The sequence below is a fragment of the Acidimicrobiales bacterium genome, from assembly GCA_022452035.1.
Classification (GTDB): Bacteria; Actinomycetota; Acidimicrobiia; order Acidimicrobiales; family MedAcidi-G1; genus UBA9410.
On record JAKURV010000005.1, the window covers coordinates 66,223 to 84,728 of the forward strand.

General features: G+C 64.5%; 17 protein-coding genes. 4 read left to right on the top strand and 13 right to left on the bottom strand.

Annotation, left to right across the window (positions count from 1 at the left end):
- Positions 1-209: 209 nt before the first annotated feature.
- The 12 genes from MK181_03235 to MK181_03290 all read right to left on the bottom strand — a co-directional run bounded on the left by MK181_03235 (position 210) and on the right by MK181_03290 (position 12,500).
- On the bottom strand, positions 210-830 hold the full coding sequence (locus tag MK181_03235) for a hypothetical protein (protein ID MCH2418807.1): 621 nt from the start codon (positions 828-830) through the stop codon (positions 210-212).
- Positions 831-986: 156 nt separating this feature from the next.
- The gene (locus MK181_03240) at positions 987-2,075 is read right to left on the bottom strand and encodes an ABC transporter substrate-binding protein (GenBank protein MCH2418808.1); all 1,089 of its coding nucleotides are present in this window, start codon (positions 2,073-2,075) and stop codon (positions 987-989) included.
- A gap of 32 nt (positions 2,076-2,107) precedes the next feature.
- The gene (locus MK181_03245; GenBank protein MCH2418809.1) at positions 2,108-2,665 is read right to left on the bottom strand and encodes an ABC transporter permease subunit; all 558 of its coding nucleotides are present in this window, start codon (positions 2,663-2,665) and stop codon (positions 2,108-2,110) included.
- A gap of 251 nt (positions 2,666-2,916) precedes the next feature.
- On the bottom strand, positions 2,917-3,711 hold the full coding sequence (locus MK181_03250; protein MCH2418810.1) for an ABC transporter ATP-binding protein: 795 nt from the start codon (positions 3,709-3,711) through the stop codon (positions 2,917-2,919).
- Positions 3,708-4,544 carry an ABC transporter permease subunit gene (locus tag MK181_03255; GenBank protein ID MCH2418811.1) on the bottom strand — a complete coding sequence of 279 codons (837 nt, stop codon included), beginning with the start codon at positions 4,542-4,544 and terminating at the stop codon, positions 3,708-3,710. The genes MK181_03250 and MK181_03255 overlap by 4 nt, the downstream gene beginning before the upstream one ends.
- 125 nt (positions 4,545-4,669) lie before the next feature.
- A complete protein-coding gene (locus MK181_03260) occupies positions 4,670-5,542 on the bottom strand; it encodes an NAD(P)-dependent oxidoreductase (protein ID MCH2418812.1) in 873 nt (290 codons plus the stop codon).
- A 26-nt stretch (positions 5,543-5,568) separates the two neighbouring features.
- The gene (locus tag MK181_03265) at positions 5,569-6,123 is read right to left on the bottom strand and encodes an amino acid synthesis family protein (GenBank protein MCH2418813.1); all 555 of its coding nucleotides are present in this window, start codon (positions 6,121-6,123) and stop codon (positions 5,569-5,571) included.
- 105 nt (positions 6,124-6,228) lie between these two features.
- A complete protein-coding gene (locus tag MK181_03270; GenBank protein ID MCH2418814.1) occupies positions 6,229-7,230 on the bottom strand; it encodes a TIGR03842 family LLM class F420-dependent oxidoreductase in 1,002 nt (333 codons plus the stop codon).
- 54 nt (positions 7,231-7,284) lie between these two features.
- A complete protein-coding gene (locus MK181_03275) occupies positions 7,285-8,772 on the bottom strand; it encodes a CoA-acylating methylmalonate-semialdehyde dehydrogenase (protein MCH2418815.1) in 1,488 nt (495 codons plus the stop codon).
- Positions 8,773-8,864: 92 nt separating this feature from the next.
- Positions 8,865-10,277: a dihydropyrimidinase gene (hydA, locus tag MK181_03280; protein ID MCH2418816.1), complete on the bottom strand. Its 1,413-nt coding sequence runs from the start codon at positions 10,275-10,277 to the stop codon at positions 8,865-8,867.
- 49 nt (positions 10,278-10,326) lie between these two features.
- Positions 10,327-11,616, bottom strand: coding sequence for an aspartate aminotransferase family protein (locus tag MK181_03285; protein ID MCH2418817.1), 1,290 nt, complete (start codon positions 11,614-11,616; stop codon positions 10,327-10,329).
- Positions 11,617-11,660: 44 nt separating this feature from the next.
- Positions 11,661-12,500 carry an acyltransferase gene (locus MK181_03290; protein MCH2418818.1) on the bottom strand — a complete coding sequence of 280 codons (840 nt, stop codon included), beginning with the start codon at positions 12,498-12,500 and terminating at the stop codon, positions 11,661-11,663.
- Positions 12,501-12,734: 234 nt separating this feature from the next.
- Between MK181_03290 and MK181_03295 the strand changes: the two genes are divergently transcribed.
- Both MK181_03295 and MK181_03300 read left to right on the top strand, forming a co-directional pair.
- Positions 12,735-13,796 (top strand): phosphotransferase family protein, encoded by a 1,062-nt coding sequence (locus MK181_03295; protein ID MCH2418819.1) that lies wholly within the window; start codon positions 12,735-12,737, stop codon positions 13,794-13,796.
- Between the two features lie 119 nt (positions 13,797-13,915).
- Entirely contained in the window at positions 13,916-14,755 is an 840-nt protein-coding gene (locus MK181_03300; GenBank protein MCH2418820.1) for a uroporphyrinogen-III synthase, read from the top strand.
- 35 nt (positions 14,756-14,790) lie between these two features.
- On the opposite strand, the gene MK181_03305 is transcribed toward MK181_03300, so the two are convergent.
- Positions 14,791-16,212 (bottom strand): phosphatidylserine/phosphatidylglycerophosphate/cardiolipin synthase family protein, encoded by a 1,422-nt coding sequence (locus MK181_03305; GenBank protein MCH2418821.1) that lies wholly within the window; start codon positions 16,210-16,212, stop codon positions 14,791-14,793.
- A 59-nt stretch (positions 16,213-16,271) separates the two neighbouring features.
- On the opposite strand from MK181_03305, the gene MK181_03310 reads away from it, so the two are divergent.
- Together MK181_03310 and MK181_03315 are read left to right on the top strand one after the other, a co-directional pair.
- Positions 16,272-16,961, top strand: coding sequence for a type 1 glutamine amidotransferase (locus tag MK181_03310; protein ID MCH2418822.1), 690 nt, complete (start codon positions 16,272-16,274; stop codon positions 16,959-16,961).
- 118 nt (positions 16,962-17,079) lie between these two features.
- A complete protein-coding gene (locus tag MK181_03315) occupies positions 17,080-18,501 on the top strand; it encodes an aldehyde dehydrogenase family protein (GenBank protein MCH2418823.1) in 1,422 nt (473 codons plus the stop codon).
- The last annotated feature ends 5 nt before the right edge of the window (positions 18,502-18,506 follow it).

Below are 18,506 nucleotides of genomic sequence, written 5' to 3' on the forward strand. Positions count from 1 at the left end.
TCGTGTCACTATCCCCCAACGATGCGGGACCACAACCCCGGACCTGATCCAGACGCACCTCAATGAGTGCGTTGGTCACCTCCCGTAGGCGGTCGTCGACCGTCTCAAGGTGACCAACAACGTCAGCCAGCGAAATCCGGGTGACTACCCCGACCCTGACCATGGCATCACGTTGGCCTCGCGGACGGAACTGACGACCCGGAGACCCATCATCTTCGGCGGCGACGGTAGACCCAACCTGCTGGCTCGGGGTACCCGGCCCAGACACGGTGCCGGAATACCTGGAGCAGGGGACCGACCAGCAGGGCGAAGGCCAGCGTGCCGACCCCGTAGGACCCTCCGAGCGCTCCACCGACCACCAGGACAGTGATCTCGAGGGAAGTACGGGCGGCCCGGATGCTGAGGCCGGTGTCGACAAGTGCCGTCATCAGGCCGTCTCGTACACCAGTTCCCAGGCCTGCCCCCAGGTAGAGCATGGAACCAAACGCAACGGCCAGCGGGGCCAAGACGACCAAAGCCCCCCTGACCGGCCACGCGCTCGGCGGTTCGACGACAGCCAACACAATGTTGACAGTGACCCCGATGATCACCACATTGGCCACCGTTGCCGGCCCGATGGGTTGGCGGAGCATGGCCACCAGACCCAGCAGAACAATCCCAAGGGTGATGATCACCGTCCCCGGCTGCCGACTAGCCAGGCCGGCCAGGGCGTCGTGTAGGACGTCCCATGGACCGACACCTAGGTCGGCCAGGAACAGGGCGCCAATCCCAGCGCCAAACAGGACCAGGCCCACGAGGATTACCGCAGCCCGGATGGCCATCTCTCTCATCAGGTCATTCTGATGTCCGCGTCACGAGACGAGCCTGATGGGGTGGGGTATGACGTCCGGAGCCGGGCGACCAGACCGAATGATGTCGGTCCGGCCGCCCAGAGCACCCGGAAGTTGGGGCAAGCGGAACAGAGGCACCGCCGCCCCTCTGAACAGTTACTCGCCGCCCGCGTTGAGGGTCACTTCCACTCGACGCCAGTTCTTACCGGTGGTGTCCACGCCGCGGTTCTTCAACATCTCCACGGCCGCCTCGGCGTACTCCGTTGTGTACGCACCGGAGTCGGGCGCTGCGGCGAGGATGCCCTGGCTAGTCGCCACGTTGATGGTCTGGGCCCACAGGTCCTCGTCCATCACGCCGGCCCCGTCGGGCGACGGCCAGATCAGGCCGTTGATTTCGTTCATCTGCCACGCCTGATGTGATGCACCAAGCGACGAGCCGTTGTTGAGCACGATTTCAACACACTCCGCTGAGTTGTCGCGGCAGTGCATCCAACCCTCAAGAGAGGCAGCCACAAAGCGAGTGGTGATGTCGGCGTAGTCCGCGTTACCGAGTCGGGCGCCGTCGGCCCAGAGGGCGTCCTGGAGCATGGCCGTCCCTTCGTCGTTCCAGTCGATGACCGACAGGTCGTCCGCGGTGACACGCAGACCGGTGGCCGGGTTGGTTGACTCAAGCATCTGGGCGTACTCGTTGTAGATCATTGCCTGGGCGGCGTCGATCTCCCCGTTGAGCAGGGCCAGCATGTCAAAGCTCTGCTGGACCAGTTCGTAGTCGCTGGACGGATCCAGACCCGCTTTGCGCGAGCCGGCTAGGAGCTCGAACTCGTTGCCCCAGCCCCAGTTGCCTACGACCTTGCCAGCCAGGTCCGCGGGACTGTTGATGCCGGCGTCGGCCCACGAGACCTGCAGGGTTCCCGAGCGCTGGAATACCTGGGCCACGTTTACGATGTCCATGCCCTCCTCGCGCGGCACTAGAGCCTTGGGCACCCACGACACGGCGAAATCCACAGCTCCTGAAGCCAACTGCTGATGGGGAGCGATGTCGACACCGCCTTCGCGGATCTCCACGTCGAGGCAGTACTTCTCGTATATCCCCTCGTCGGCCGCGGCGTAATAACCAGCGAACTGGGCCTGGGTAAGCCACTGCAGCTGCAGCGAAACAGAGTCAACTGAGTCGCAGTCGCCAACGCCGACCGCAGCTTCGTCATCGCCACAAGCAGTAGCAAACAACGTAAGGACTGCTAGCACCGCCAGCAGTCTCGTCGTCAATCGCTTCTTCATCATTCCCTCCCGGGTGTAGTTGTGTACTCGCCGTCCCCCATCGCCGCTCGCCAAGGCATGCTTGCGCGCTCAACTAGTAGGGCTATAGCGAACAAAGTTAGGCCAAGAGCCGACGCGACTGCGATGGCGGCCCAAGCGACGTCGTATCTCACGAATGCGACGTTGGACGTGATCACGTTGCCGATGCGGTCCTGGGGGCCGCCGAAGTACTCGGCCACGATCGCGGCGATTACCGACAGGGGCGCCACTAACCGGAGGGAGTTGGCGAAAAACGGAAGAGCGTTGGGAATTCGAACCTCCCGAAGGATCGTCCACTCGCTAGCCGCGTAGGAATGCATGAGCTCAATCTCATCGGGATGTACTTCGGTGAGGCCTCGAGACGTGTTGATGAAAACCGGAAAGAAGACCACGGCAATTACTACGGCCTGGTTACTGAGCGTTCCGGTGATCCCGAACCAGGCATTGAAGATGGGAGCAAGGGCCACTATGGGCGTGGCGTTGACGACCACGGCAAGTGGTGTAAGCCCCTCTTCGAGGGTACGAAAGCGTGTGGTCACGAAAGCCAGCGCTACGCCGGTCATGATGCCGATCAGCAGGCCACTTACCGCGATCCATCCTGTCTCCCATATGGCATGTCGCAGAACGGGCCAATTGTCGACAAGCTCTTCCATGATCGACGTGGGCCTTGGCAGCAGGAACTCCCGAATTCCGAATCCCCTTACGAACGCTTCCCAGAGCAGGAGACCGACAACACCCACCGTGATCGGCGGCCCTAGGACAGAAATCCGGCCGCGAAGTTGCCGAACCATCATCCACCGCCCTCCACAGCCCGGAGCGCTTCGCGGATTTCAGTGGCCTTCGCGAAGAAGGCTGGATCTTGCCGCGTATCGTCGCTGCGCTCACCTAGGTCAACGTCAACTACAGAGTGGATACGGCCGGGCCGTGGTGACAAGACCACTACTCGGTTGGAGAGAAAAGCCGATTCGGGTACCGAGTGGGTGACGAATACCACGGTGGTGTGGGTTTCTCGCCATATCCGAAGTAGTTCAAGTTGCATGTGCTCACGGGTCATCTCATCGAGCGCCCCGAAAGGCTCGTCCATCAGTAACAACTTCGGCTGGAACGAGAGAGCCCTGGCGATAGACACCCGTTGTTGCATGCCGCCGCTGAGTTGGCGGGGGTAGTGCCCACCGAAGTCTTCAAGCCTGACCAACTCGAGCATTTCTGCCGATCGGGCTGACCTGTCAGCCTTCGACCAGCCACGAAGTTCGAGTGGCAGCTCGATGTTGGCCAGCACCCGACGCCAATCGAATAGACCGGAATGCTGGAACACCATGCCGTAGTCCTGATCCAGGCGAGCCTCGTGGGCTGATTTGCCGAATACCGTCAACGCTCCCGTGGTTGGGGCGAGCAAGTCGCCAATCAGGCGCAAGAGAGTCGACTTGCCGCAACCCGAGGGGCCAATCAGCGATATGAACTCTCCGGCCTCAACGGTCAGGTTGATGTCAGACAACGCTGCTACCTCGGAATCGCTCCCGACGTTAAAGACCTTGTCGACCCCATCTACGACAACCGCTTTTTCTGCCAGAACTGGATTACTCATGACGTGACCTCACCTGTGCGCCGAACCACGATCCATTCGGCCAGGGAGATCAGTCCAAAAACCAAGAGGCCAAGCACCGCTGCACCAATCACGGACGCGTAGAGCCGCTCAGGCGAGACGGCGTAGCGCTGCGCGTATTCAAGGATCGCCCGTCCCAGGCCGGTCTTTGTGCCGATGGAGATCTCACCAACGATTGCCCCAACAACGCTGAGTGTTGCTGCAATTTTCAATGCAGGGAATAGGTAGGCACGTGCGGCAGGAAGCCTCAGCTTGACCAGGGTGGTCCGCCAGGGAGCTGCGTAGGAACGCATGAGCTCCACGTGGGCAGAATCGGGGGACTGCAAGCCCCGAAGCGCGCTGACGGCGACTGGGAAGAAAGTTAGGTAGGCAGCGATCAGTGAGATTGAAAGCATGTCGGGTAGGTCCTGCTGGCGCCCCCAGGTCACGATGATCGGTGCTAGAGCGATCAGTGGAATCGTCTGGGACACGTTGATCCACGGCAGCAGCCCGCGTTCGGCAACCCGCCAACGGAGCATAAGGATGGCCAGACTGAGGCCGACTGTGAGACCGAGGGTGAACCCGATGGCCGCCTCCTGAAGGGTGAACCAACCCTTCTTCAGCAGGAATAGGAACAGCGGTAAACGGGCCCGGCCATCTCGGACCTCTTCGAACAGTTCGTCGGCGATGTCCATTGCGTGGGGCATGGTGAGGTCATCGGTTGACGCTGGGAGCTCGATTGAAGTTCCGGGCCAGTAGTCACCGGTCTGTTGACCAATCCACTTGTAGCCCTCCCACATGCCGAAGAGGAGGACGACCGCGGCAAGCACGGTCATGGCTACACGAAGCCACTTTCCGCCGTGCGCCATTAGGCACCGGGGCCAGGGCTCAGGGGACTCTCATTTCGAAAGGCCCTGTAGTCACTGCGCCCACGATGTTCTTGGACGTCTTGACGCATCGTTCAACGGCCATCTGCGTTGTTCGGTGGCAGATTCGCGGGGGCGAATCGCCGTTGTCTCTCCATCAAACTGCACCAGTCCCAAGTGGTTCCCCCCATGGCGTCGACATCTGCCAGGAACTGGCCCACCAATGCCGTGACCGGAAGTGAAACACCCATGGAAGAGGCCTCCTCGAGAACAAGCCCTATGTCCTTTCGCATCAGCGCGGTGGAGAAGCCGAAGTCGTATTCACCGGCCAGCATCTTGTCGGCCCGATTTTCCATCTGCCAGGAAGTTGAGGAACCTTGCAACATCGCATCGACCACATTCTCGACCTCAAGTCCAGCCCGAGAGGCAAAGTCCAGACCTTCGGCAAGTGCCTGACATAGCCCGACCACACAGATCTGATTGGTCATCTTGGTCAGTTGGCCTGCGCCCACCGGACCCATGTGTCGCACTCGTGAGGCGTAGATCTCTACTAAGGGCGTAACTCTGGCAAATGCGCTTTCATCACCGCCAACCATTACCGAGAGCTCACCCCGGCGCGCTCCATCGACACCGCCGGAGACAGGCCCGTCAAGAAAGTGGCCACCAACCGCGGATATGCCGCTTCCTAACTCGCAAGCGATCCGCGCAGAGGTTGTGGAGTGGTCAATCCAGATTGCCTCTTCAGCGATGGCGGGCAGAACGTGTTTCGCGACTTCTGCCAACTCCTGATCTGAGGGCAGCGAGGTGATGATGAACTGCGCGTCAGTGACCGCCGACTCCACTGAGGCGGCCTCCGTGCCGTTGTGCTCTTCGACCCACCGACCTGTGAGGCCATCGACGACATCGAAAACCGCTAAATCATGGGCATCACTGTGGTCGGCCAAATGTCCAGCGATGTGCCAGCCCATGCGCCCAAGGCCAAGGCACGCGACCCTCATGCCGGCACGCCGGGTTGACCCCGATCATCCAGGGTGAAACCTCCGGCAAGGCGCGCATTTATCCGTCCGCCAATTGCCATGGCAAGGATCAGTACCAACTCATCCGGTCGTGGTGCGTCTGGAACTCCTACCTCGATTGCGTCGTAATGGCTTCCGACGTAAGACCACTCGAGGTGGGTAAGGGGGATGTCTAGCCTTGCTCCGAGCGGTCCTACTTTCTTGGTGGACGGGACGATGGCCTCTCCCTTTCCGAGGGCAGCCCTCATCCCGCCGCCACCAGGGATGTGCCACATGGCGCCGTGTTCGATCTCTCCCTCTGCCCCGACGATCGCTCCTTTGCCATAGCTGTCAATAGCGTGAGGATCGCCACCTAGGTGCCCAACAAGCAACTCACCCAGTTGATGGCCCAGGTCGCGTAGTTCCTCCGCAGCAGGGCTCAGATCGGCCACGTAGTCACCAACGAATGGATTGCTCACAACAGCCGCGACGGCCCCTTTCAATGGGGGCCGACTTGGCAACGGGCCGAAGTCGTGGTGGGTTTCTTCGACCACGACGTAGGTCTTTCTTTGCCTAAATAACAAGGTGGTCACGCTCTCTCAGTTGTTGCGTCCAGGTCAGGTCGGAAGTGATTCGACCTAGAGGTGGTGCTGAATCTGTTAACGGGCTAGAGCCGGGATAATTTTCCGGCCGTATGCGTCAAGGGTCTCGTCCTTCTGGTCGTGCATTAGGTAGATGGCGAACTGGTCCACACCGAGGCTCTCGAGTTCGCGGAGCCGAGCGATGTGGGCATCCTCTTCGCCGAGGATGCAGAACCGGTCGATGACCTCGTCGGGTACGAAGTCGGTGTGCTCGTTGCCGGCCCGACCGTGTTCCGTGTAGTCGTAGCCCTTCCGACCCTCGATGTATTCGGTTAGGGCTTGGGGCACCGCCGACCCGTCGGCGCCATACCGGCCGACGAGGTCGGCCACGTGGTTGCCGACCATCCCGCCGAACCAACGCACCTGGTCGCGCTGGTGGGCGAGGTCATCGCCGACGTAGGCCGGAGCCACCACGGTGATAGTCAGAGACTCGGGGTCTCGCCCGGCGTCAGCCGCAGCCCGCTTCACCGCGGCAATGGTCCACTCGGCGATCTGCGGGTCGGCCAACTGGAGTACAAACCCGTCGGCCTTGCGCCCGCACAGGTCCAGGGCCTTCGGCCCGTAGGCGGCCATCCACACGGGCAATGACCCATCGTGGCGCCATGGAAGGGTCTGGGTGGTGCCGTTGTACTCGACGACGTCACCCTCAGCTAGGCCCTTGATGACCCCCATCGACTCCTCGAGGGTGGCCAGGTTGCATGGCTTGTGGCCGATGACGCGCATGGCCGAGTCGCCGCGGCCAATGGCACATACCGTGCGCTCGCCGTACATGTCGTTGAGGGTGGCGAACAGCGATCCGATGACCGTCCAGTCCCGAGTTCCGGGGTTGGTCACCATCGGACCGACAACCATCTCCGAGGTCGCGGCCAGCATGGCGCTGTAGATCACGAAGGGTTCCTGCCAAAGCACATGGCTGTCGAACGTGTAGCCGTGAGTAAACCCGAGGGCCTCGGCCTGACGGGCCAGGTCAACCACGCGCCAAGCTGGGGGGTCGGTCTGTAGCACCACCCCAAAGTCCATCCGACTTTCCCCTTTCGTGTCTTTCCTCGCCGAACAGGCCGCCCAGCTCTCCGGTCAGTCGTTGCGTGGGAACCCCAAATCGACGCTGCTGGTCGACGGATCGGGCCACCGGCTGGTCAGCACCTTGGGCCGTGTGTAGAACCTGAGGCCCTCCGGTCCGTACATGGTCGTGTCGCCGAATGCCGAGTCGTTCCACCCACCGAACGAGTGGTAGCCGACCGGTACCGGAATGGGCACGTTGATGCCGACCATGCCGGCGTCGGCGTCCCGCTGGAACTGCCGGGCCGCTCCGCCGTCACGGGTAAATATGGCCGCCCCGTTTCCGAACGGGTTGTCGCGGATCATCTGCACGCCATCGGCGTAGCTGTCGGCGCGAACCACGGAGAGGACCGGTCCGAAGATCTCGTCGGTGTAGACGCTCATGTCGGTAGTCACGTGGTCAAGCAATGTCACGCCGAGGAAGAAGCCGTCGCTGTCGAAGGCCTGGTCTCGACCGTCGACGACCACCTCGCATCCGGCATCGGCACCGGCCTGAACATAGCCAGCAACCCGGTCTCGGGCCTCCCTGGTGATCAGCGGCCCCATCTCGGACCCAGGGTCGGTGCCCGGACCGACGACCAGTTTCTCCATACGGACCTTGATGGCGTTCACCAGTTGGTCGCCAACGTCGCCGACGGCCACGACGACCGAGATGGCCATGCACCGTTCTCCCGCTGATCCGTAGGCGGCCGAGACGGCAGCGTCGGCCGCCATCTCCACGTCGGCATCGGGCAGGACAACCATGTGGTTCTTGGCTCCGCCGAGGGCCTGGGCCCGCTTGCCATGGGCTGTGGCCGAGGCGTACACGTACTTCGCGATCGGCGTGGAGCCGACGAAGCTCAGTGCCTTCACGTCAGGATGCTCGAGGAGGCGATCGACGGCCACCTTGTCGCCGTTGACCACGTTTAGGACACCGGGAGGGAAACCGGCCTCCTGGAATAGTTCGGCGACGAACATCGGCGCTGACGGATCGCGTTCCGACGGCTTCAGCACGAATGTGTTTCCGCAAGCCACCGCGTTGGGGAACATCCACATCGGCACCATGGCCGGGAAGTTGAACGGGGTGATGCCAGCCACCACGCCGAGGGGCTGACGGACCGTGTAGACGTCGACTCCGCTGCTGGCTTGTTCACTGTGGGTGCCCTTCAGGGCATCGGCCACGCCGCAGGAGAACTCGATGTTCTCGATTCCCCGGGCTACCTCGCCCCGTGCGTCGTCCAGGACCTTGCCGTGCTCGGCGGTGAGCCTCTGCGCGATCTCGTCGGAGTTGTCGACAACCAGGTTGCGGAAGGCCAGCAGCAGCTTGGTCCGCCGAGCCAGGGAGACGCCTCCCCACTCGTCGAACGCCGCCTTCGCCGAGGCCACCGCGGCATCTACCTCGGCTGCCGAAGCCAGGGCCACCTTTGCGGTCTGCTCGCCGGTGGCCGGGTCGAACACCGGCCCGGTGTCCCCCGACGACCCGGTCACGGTATGACCGTCAATCAGGTGCTGGATCTCGTACATGGTCTGGTGTCCGTTCGTGGTCGCCGTCCGACCGGTCAGACGGGCGTGGTGGGTCCTACAAGACGGGGTGGATGCCCGTCCGGGATTGTGTCCTACTGCAAGTACGTCGATAGACCCCGGCGGAGGTAGGCCCCGTGGCCCTTCTGGCCGTGATAGGCGCCGTCCTCGATGAGGATCCGCCCCTTGGACATCACGGTGTCGACCTTGCCGTCGATCGTGGTGCCCTCGTAGGCGGAGTAGTCCATGCTCATGTGGTGAGTGTCGACCGAGATTTCTGTCCTCGCTGACGGGTCGTAGAGCACGATGTCAGCGTCCGAGCCCGGTGCGATCACGCCCTTCTGCGGGTACATGCCGAACATCCGGGCCGGCGTGGTGGAACACGTCTCCACCCACCGCTCCAGGCTCAGCTCACCCATGACCACGCCCTGGTAGATGAGGTCCATGCGGTGCTCGACGCCGCCGATCCCGTTGGGGATGGCCCGGAAGTCGTCCTTTCCGAGCTCTTTCTGGTCCTTCATGCAGAAGGGGCAGTGGTCGGTGGCCACGATGGCCAGGTCGTTGGTGCGCAGGCCCCGCCACAGGTCCTTGTGGTGGGTGTGTTCCTTCGTCCGAAGGGGTGGTGAGCAGACGTAGCCCGCGCCGGCGAACCCGGGCAGCCCGAGGTGGTCTTCGAGGTTCAGGTACAGGTACTGGGGACAGGTCTCCGCGAACACGTTGTACCCGGCGTCGCGGGCCTCGGCCACCCGCTCAAGGGCCTCGCTGGCCGACAGGTGCACAAAGTAGACCGGCGCCCCGGCCACCAGGGCCAGTTGGATGGCCCGGTTGGTGGCCTCACCCTCCATCCGGGAGGGGCGGGTAATCCCGTGGTAGACGGGATCGGTCTGGCCGCGGGCTGCGGCCTGTTCGGACAGCACGTCGATAGCGATGCCGTTTTCGGCGTGCATGGTGATCAGGGCGCCGTTGTCGGCCGCCTTCTGCATAGCCCGGAGGATCTGGCCGTCGTCGCTGTAGAAGACGCCCGGGTAGGCCATGAAGAGCTTGAAGCTTGTGATGCCCTCGCCTACCAGGGCGTCCATCTCCTTAAGCGCCGCTTCGTCGACGCCGCCCAGGATCATGTGAAAGGCGTAGTCGACGGCACACTGGCCCTCGGCCTTCGCCTGCCATGTCTCGAGGCTGTCCCGGACGTTCTCTCCGGTTTTCTGCACGGCGAAGTCGACAATGGTGGTCGTACCCCCCCAGGCGGCGGCCCGGGTGCCGATCTCAAAGGTGTCTGAGGCAAAGGTTCCGCCGAACGGCAACTCCATGTGGGTATGGCAGTCGATCCCACCGGGTACCACGTACCTGCCGGTTGCGTCGATGACCCGCTCAGCGCCCGACTCGGCCGATGTGGCCGCCGCCGAGCCCGGCTGGAGCACCGCAGAGATGGTCGTCCCGTCGACCAGAACCTCGGCGGTGTGGCGTCCGGTGGCGCTAACCACCGTCCCGTTCTTAATCAGCGTCGTCATGTGTTCCCCCTTAGGAGCCACGCCCCGCGGCCCTCTCTCGATCCAGGCACTATCCCAGCCCCTCGATGATTCTGACCAGCACGGTCCCCGCCTCGTCGATTTCCTCCTCGGTGACTGTCATCGGCGGGGCGATGCGCAACACGTTGCCGTAAAGCCCTCCCTTGCCGATCAGCAGTCCTGCCGCCCGGGCCTCCTCCATGATTCGGCCAGCGGCGTCAGCGTTCGGATCGATGGTCCCTGGCTGGACGGCCTCGATAGCCAGCATCAGGCCCCGACCCCGCAGCTCGGCAACCGCCGTGGAGGCATCCACGGCAGGTCGTAGGTGGCCGGCCAGGCGTTCGCCCATGCGCAGCGCGTGGCCCTGGATGTCGTGCTCCAGCATGTACCGGATCGTCGCCAGAGCCCCGATGCTGCTCATGGGGTTCCCACCGAACGTTGAGAGGGAGTTTCCGGGCAGCGAGTCCATGAGCTCGGCACTGGCCACCACCCCGCCAAGGGAGAGGCCGTTGCCAACTCCCTTGGCGAAGGTCAGGACGTCGGGCGTGATCCCGTGGGCCTGGTAGCCCCAGAAGTGTTCACCGGTCCGGCCCCAGCCTGTCTGGACCTCGTCGGAGATGAACAGGACGCCCCGATTGTCGAGTTCCTTTTTCATGGCGCCGAAGAACCCGTCGGGGGGCGTGGCGAAACCGCCCACACCCTGGATGGGCTCGGCAATCATGGCGGCCACGTCGCCCGACGTCATCATGTCGAATACCTGGGTGAGGTCGTCTACGCAGGCTGCCGTATAGGCATCGTCGTCGAGGTCACGGAAGGGGCTGCGTAGCCGGTAGCCGCCGTGTACGTAGTTGACCGACAGGCCACTGACGCTGGTCGGCGACCACGACCGTTGGGCGGTGATGGCGATGGTGGTGAAAGACCGCCCGTGGTAGCTGTTCCTCAAGGCCAGGATCTGGTTGGACTTCCGGGCCGTGGTAGCCAGCATCAGGGCGGCGTCGTTGGCTTCGGTACCGGAGGTGGTGAAGAACACCTTGGCGTCGGGGATGCCGGATAGTCCGGCGATCAGCTCGGCCAGCTCGATCATGCATTCGGACAGGTAGAGGGTGGACGTGTGGAACATCCTGGAGGCCTGATCCTGGACGGCCTTGGTGATCTCCGGGATGTCGTAGCCGAGGCTCGTGGTGAGGATCCCACCGAAGAAGTCGAGGTAGCGGTTGCCCTCGACGTCGTAGACGTGGCGCCCCTGGCCCCGGTCGAACGAGATCGGGGGGTCGTAGTAGAGGGCCAGCCAGTTCGGGAGGACGGCGCGGTGTCGTTCCAACAGCTCGGCGTTGGTGGTCATCGTCGACTCCCGTGTGGGATTGGTCTCTGGAGGGCGGTCGGCACTCAGGCCTGGGTCAGTGGGTCGTACATGTCGGGACGACGGTCCCGGTAGAAGGCCCACTGGTTGCGGACCTCGTCGATTAGGTCCAGGTCGAGGTCGCGCACGATGAGCTCCTCGTCCTGGTCTGAGCAGACGTCGCCTACGAACTGACCGCGGGGGTCCACGAAGTACGTCATTCCGTAGAAGTCGTTGTCGCCCAGGTCCTCGGTCCCAACGCGGTTGATAGCACCCACGTAGTACATGTTGGCCGCTGCTGAGGCTGGCTGCTCGAGTTGCCAGAGGTAGGAAGAAAGGCCCCGGCTGGTGGCCGAAGGGTTGAACACCATCTGGGCACCGTTTAGACCGAGGGCCCGCCAGCCTTCGGGAAAGTGGCGGTCGTAGCAGATGTAGACACCGACCCGGCCGACCGCGGTGTCGAATACCGGGTACCCGAGGTTGCCGGGCCGGAAGTAGAACTTCTCCCAGAAGCCCTTGACCTGGGGGATGTGGGTCTTGCGGTACTTGCCGAGGTAGGTGCCGTCCGCGTCGATCACCGCTGCGGTGTTGTAAAGCAGGCCCTCCTGCTCCTTCTCGTACATCGGCAGAACGAGCACCATGCCGTGCTTCGCCGCCAACTCCTGAAAGCGCCGGGTGGTGGGACCGTCCGGGATGGCCTCGGCATAGTCGTAGAACGCGGTGTCCTGGACCTGACAGAAGTAGGGGCCGTAGAAGAGTTCCTGGAAGCACATGACGCGGGCCCCTGCAGCGGCCGCCTCAGCCAGGTACTTCTCATGGAGCTCGATCATCGACTCCTTGTCGCCGGTCCAGCTCGTCTGGACCATGGCTGCCCGCACCTCGCTCATGACCGGCACCTCCCGAGTTCCTGTATTCCCGATTCGTCGCCCGACCAGGCCTCTGTGGGGCCCCATACTTGGTGATTGCGACGGACAGATGGACAGTAGGTGTTGCCGGATGGCGACACATAATTGCGTCACCGTCGTCACGGGCCGAGAACGAGAGAGGTGGTGTCGGGGTAGCGGGCAACCCGCCAACGGCCGCCTCGGTCTTCCTACCGGAACGCGTGGGATCCTGACCGGGTGGATACGACCCCGGTGGACGAGACCCTGGACGATGGCGACGGCCTGCTGTTCTGGCCGGCCCTCCAGGCCTGGATCGCCGACCGGGATGTTCCCGGCGAGGGTCCGGTGGTGTCCAGCCGACAGATGGCCGGTGGCACCCAGAACAACCTGTTCCTGCTGACCCGTGCCGACGGGACCACGATGGTGTTGCGACGACCGCCCCGCTACCCGCGACCTAATAGCGACGAGACGATGCTGCGCGAGGCGAGAGTGCTGACCGCCATCGCCGGACGCGGTGTCCCGCAGCCCGTCTGCCACGCGGCCTGCGACGACCCGTCGGTCATCGGCACCTGCTTCTTCCTGATGTCAGCCGTAGACGGCTTCGCCCCGGTGGGCCCGCTGCCGGGCCGGTACGCCACAGACCCCGACTGGCGGCACTGCCTTGGCCTGTCGATGGTCGACGCCATCTCCGCCCTGGCCTTGATTCCTCCGGAGGAAGTGGGGCTGGCCGACTTCGGACACCCGGACGGCTGGCTGGAGCGGCAGGTCGGACGGTGGCGGAGCCAGTTGAAGTCCTACGCGGCGTTTGACGGCTATCGCGGCCCGGACCTTCCCGGGGTGGACCGGGTGGGTACTTGGCTGGACGACCACCGGCCCACCGACTTCCACTGCGGGATCATCCACGGTGACTACCACCTGGCCAACGTGCTCGCTGCCCACGACCGTCCCGAGCTGGCCGCTGTCCTGGACTGGGAGCTGACGACCCTCGGCGACCCCCGTCTGGACCTGGCGTGGCTCCTGATCACGTCGGGGGGCGTGGGATCGTTCGAGACAGCAACCGACGGGTTCCCGACCACCGACGAGCTGGTGGTTCGGTACGGCGAGAAGACCGGCCTCCCCCTAGATGACCTGACCTGGTGGCAGACCCTGGCGTGCTACAAGCTGGGCATCATCCTGGAGGGTACAAACGCCCGGGCGGCCGCCGGCCGAGCCCCCGTCGAGACGGGACAAGACCTCCACCAGAGGGCCGTCCTGCTGTTCGAGCAGGCGGGGTATCTCATAGAGGGTGTGGACCGTTGACTTCACGACCGGCCGGCTTTTTCCGCGGATGTTCCTGATTCCTTGGGTGAAGAGCGGATCTTGACCACCCCGCTGGACGCCCTTGGTCGGCTCGGCTGGTGAGCGGGCATGCTGGGGGGATGAACACCCAGTCGACCGACCGACCGCTGGAGGGCTGGAGGATCGGGGTGACAGCCGACCGGCGGGTCGACCAGCAAGTCGAGGCGCTGTGGCGCCGGGGAGCCGACGTGGTGCGCGGTTGCACCATGCGCACGGTTGACCTCTCCGATGATCCGCGGCTGCGGGAGGTGTCGCGGTCACTGGTCAACGAGCCCCCAGACGCCGTGGTGCTCCAGACCGGGATGGGGCTGAACATGTGGCTGGAGGCCATGGACGGGACCGACGTGGGCGCTGACCTCCGTTCCACGCTCCAGACCACCGAGGTCCTGGCCCGGGGGCCCAAGGCGGTGAGCGCTGCCCGACGAGCCGACCTCGAAGTCTCCTGGTCGGCCCCCGACGAGCTGTTCTCCCAGATCGTGGACCACGTGGCAACCACCGGGGGTCGGCGACGGATAGCCCTTCAGGTAGACGGCACCGACGAGGAGTCGCTCGCCGCTCCCCTGGCCGCCTCGTGTGGCGAGGTTGTGGTCGTGCCGGTCTACCGCTGGGCCCTGCCCCACGACACGAGACCGGCCGAGGCGTTGGTAGACCTGGTTTGCGACGGTGGGGTCGACGCCGTGACGTTCACCACCCGGCAGGCCGCCGTGCACCTCGTGGACGTAGCCGAGGCCCAGGGCCGTCGCCGGGACCTGGTCGACGCCCTGGACGGGACACGGGTGGTCCCGGTGTCAGTGGGGCCAGTTTGCTCGGAGGCCATGCGCACGTTGGGAATGACCGGCGTGGTCGAGCCGGACCGTGCACGGCTAGTAGCCATGTTGGACGCCCTGGCCGAAGTGGCAACGACCCGGTCGGGATCCTGAGAACCACCAGTCTCGCGGTCAGGTACCGGCTTGGCTCAGGTGGCCCAGTGGGCCGGGTCCACGGCGCAAGCGAACCCCTCCAATGACCCACCGGCACGACGCCGAGCCGCGTTGGCCCGAGCTACCTCAATAAGTCGCCCGACCGCCTCACCGCCACCGAGGTTCGAGGAGTCAAACCCAGCCTGCTCGTCAATCTGTCGGACTCGAAACGTTCGGGCCACACCGGGGTCCCAGAACGAGACGTTCATCTCGGTATCGCCCTGGAACGAAGAAAAGATCAGGTTGGTGGATCCGATTGTCCCCCAGGCGTCGTCCACCACGGCCGTCTTAGCGTGGACGTATATCTCCTCGTATCCCCAGTCCCGCCGGACGCATGGCGCCGACAGGCAGAACCCTTCGTAACCACCGAGGGTTGCGAGGACTTCATACCCGGCGTTGATTCCCGGGTGGGACCGGGCGGCCGCCAGCTCGGACATCGGGTTCCCCGGCACCGACGCCACCACCAGCACGCCTCGTTCCAGGGCGACCCGAAGTTCCTGCAGCACGACCCGGCTCAGAAAGATCTGGTTCTCGATGTACACGTAGTCACGGGCCCCGGCGACAGCCGACAGGTACTGCTCCCGTACCGAGTTCTCGCCGTCAGGTAGGTCGTCGTAGAGGCCGGGCAGAACGCTGCGCTGGATCTGGGCGGTGGTCGGACCTGCTACGGCTGGCACTGTGTCCGGATCCCGCTCCGTGATGTCTCCGGTTCTGCCATCCGGCCACGATCCATAGGGCCGTTGGCACTCTGACGCCCCGTTCCACCGCATGGTGAAGTTGTCGTGCACGTCTGCCACGCACGGTCCCCGCAGTCGGCTGTAAACATCGTGGACTACGGCGTACCGGTCGCCCCGCCGGTAGCCCAGTGACGGGTCGGCCTCATTGTGGCGACGGTCGGCCATAGAGCCCTTGGTGATGTTGATGCCGCCGACAAAAGCCACCTCGTCGGGGGTCCCGGCGTCCACCAACCATGCTTTCTGGTGCTGACACTGTCGGCCTGCGGCGTCCCAGCGGGCCTGCCAACGGGTGGACCGGGTGGCTAGCACCCGGGCCGAGGCCTCATCCCCGGGGAACGTGTCGTCGGCTCCAGTTCGACCACGCCGGTCGTTCCCAACCCAATCACCCTCCGGGTGCCAGAACAACACTCGCACGTCGACCTCTCGGTCGGCCGCCGTGTCCAGGAGGTCCAGGAACGTGCCCCGACCGCCGGGAAACCTGGCATCCAGTTCCAGGAAGGCCACGCAGACCCAGACCGAGGTCGTGGCTGCCTCGACGGCTCCGGCGATCTGATCGAAGGCCACCGCTCCGTCGACCAGCGACTCGATCAGGTTTCCCGACCGCGCCGGGAAGGCCGCCGAGGTGGGCGGCGGGAAGCGGTCCAGTAGGTCTGCTGCAATCAATTCGGGGGAGTCCGGCACGGGAGCAACCTAGGACAGTGTTAAACGGCGGCCCCCGCTGGGACCCTAGGGTGCGGCCCGTGAAGAGTGCCCTGGTCATCGAACACGACGAGTACGGCCCTGCCGGGCAGGTAGGCGAACGTCTCGTCGAGCGGGGCTACCGACTTGACGTTTTCCGGGTATTGGACGACCCATCCGACCCGGTGTGCACGAAAAGGTACCCGGACGCCACCTCCTACGACGCCCTGTTGGTGACCGGTTCACCGTGGTCGGTCACCGACACCGACACCATCGGTTCCTGGATAGGCCAGGAGATCGAGATGGTCCGTACAGCCCACGAGGCAGGAGTCGGCGTGCTCGGCATGTGCTTTGGAGGCCAGGTGCTTTCGGCCGCCCTCGGGGGGGAGGTGTCGCGCAGTAACCAGCCGGAGTTCGGATGGACCGAGGTCGAAACCGACCTGCCGGATGCCGTAGCCAGCGGACCCTGGTTCCAATGGCACTACGACCGGTTCACAGTCCCTCACGGAGCTACCGAGGTGGCCCGCAACGCCGTCGGTCCACAGGTCTTCCGGATCGGTCGGAGCGTCGGCACCCAATTCCACCCCGAGATCACGCCCCGGCTGGCCCGGCTGTGGATTGGGATGGACCGGGCCGAACTGGAGGCCCACGATGTCGACCCCGACCGTATGGCTGCTGAATCCGAAGGGCGGGCAGCCGACAACCGGGGCGACTCCTACGCGTTGGTCGACTGGTTCCTGGACGGCTCCTGACCGACGATCCGACCATCGGGGGGAAGATCCTCCCACCCTCCGGATGCACCGGAGTAAACCGGTCAGCCGACCCGTCGATAGATTCCCCCTGAGAGACGCCCTCTCCCGGAGGTACTCCGTGAGCGAACACCACCTGATGATCATCGGCGCCGACCGGGTCGACGCCCCCGAGGCCACCGAGGTCCGATCGCCCTACGACGGCCGGGTACTCGGCACGGTACCCACCGGGACCACCAAGCACCTGGACGCCGCTGTCGCTGTTGCCGTCACCACGCTGGACGCCGGAACACTCCCCACTCACGAGCGGGCGGCCATCCTGGACCGCCTGGCCGAGGCGCTGACCGCCCGTCAGGAGGAGTTCGCCCAGAGCATCTCTGCTGAGGCTGCCAAGCCCATCAGCACCGCCCGCGTCGAGGCCTCCCGAGCCGTCGACACCGCCCGCTTTTCGGCCGCCGTGTCCCGCACCATGGTCAGCGAGGCCCTCACGCTGGATGCCAGCTCGGCCGGCACGGGGAAGACCGGCTTCGTCAAGCGGGTCCCCATCGGGGTGGTCGGCGCCATCTCGCCTTTCAACTTCCCACTCAACCTGGTCTGCCACAAGGTCGCCCCTGCCATCGCTGCCGGCTGCCCGGTAATCCTCAAGCCCGCCTCTGCAACCCCGCTGACCGCAATCCGCCTGGCCGAGGTACTTCTCGAGGAGTGCGGCCTGCCACCAGGCTGGCTCAACGTCGTCACTTGCCCCGGTCGCACGGCAGCCCACCTGGTCGAGCACGACGACGTGGCCATGATTACCTTCACCGGATCGCCCCCGGTGGGCTGGAACATCCGGACCACTGCACCCCGTAAGAAGGTGTCGCTGGAGCTGGGTAACAACTCACCGATCATCGTCGAACCTGACGTCGACGTCGCCCAGGTGGCAGACAGGCTCAGGATGGCGGCCTTCGGCTACGCCGGACAGACCTGTATCTCCACCCAGCGGATCTACGTCCACGAGGACATCGCCTCCGAGTTCACTGAGGCCATGGCGGCTGAAGCCCAGAGCCTGACGGTGGGTGACCCCGCCGACCCGACCACCGATGTGTCGTCGCTGATCGACCCCGGCGAAACCGAGCGGGTCACCGACTGGGTCGCCGAGGCCACGGCCGCCGGTGCCAGGATCGTTTGTGGTGGCACCATGGTCGACGGCGTACTGGCCCCCACCGTGCTGGCCGACGTAACCGATGACATGAAGGTCAGCTGCGTCGAGGTGTTCGGACCGGTGGTCGGGATCGCCACCTACACCGACTACGAGGATGCCCTGGCCCGGGCCAACGCCAGCGACTACGGGCTACAGGCCGCCGTGTTCACCAATGATGTGGGTCGAGCCCTACGGGCCGCCGAGGTCCTGGAGTACGGCGGCGTGATGGTCAACGAGTCGCCGTCGTGGCGAGCCGACCACATGCCGTACGGCGGCATCCGCGACTCGGGTAACACCCGGGAGGGTCCGGCTTACACGGTTCGCGAGATGACCGAGGAGCGCCTGATCGTCATCCAGGCCTGACACCG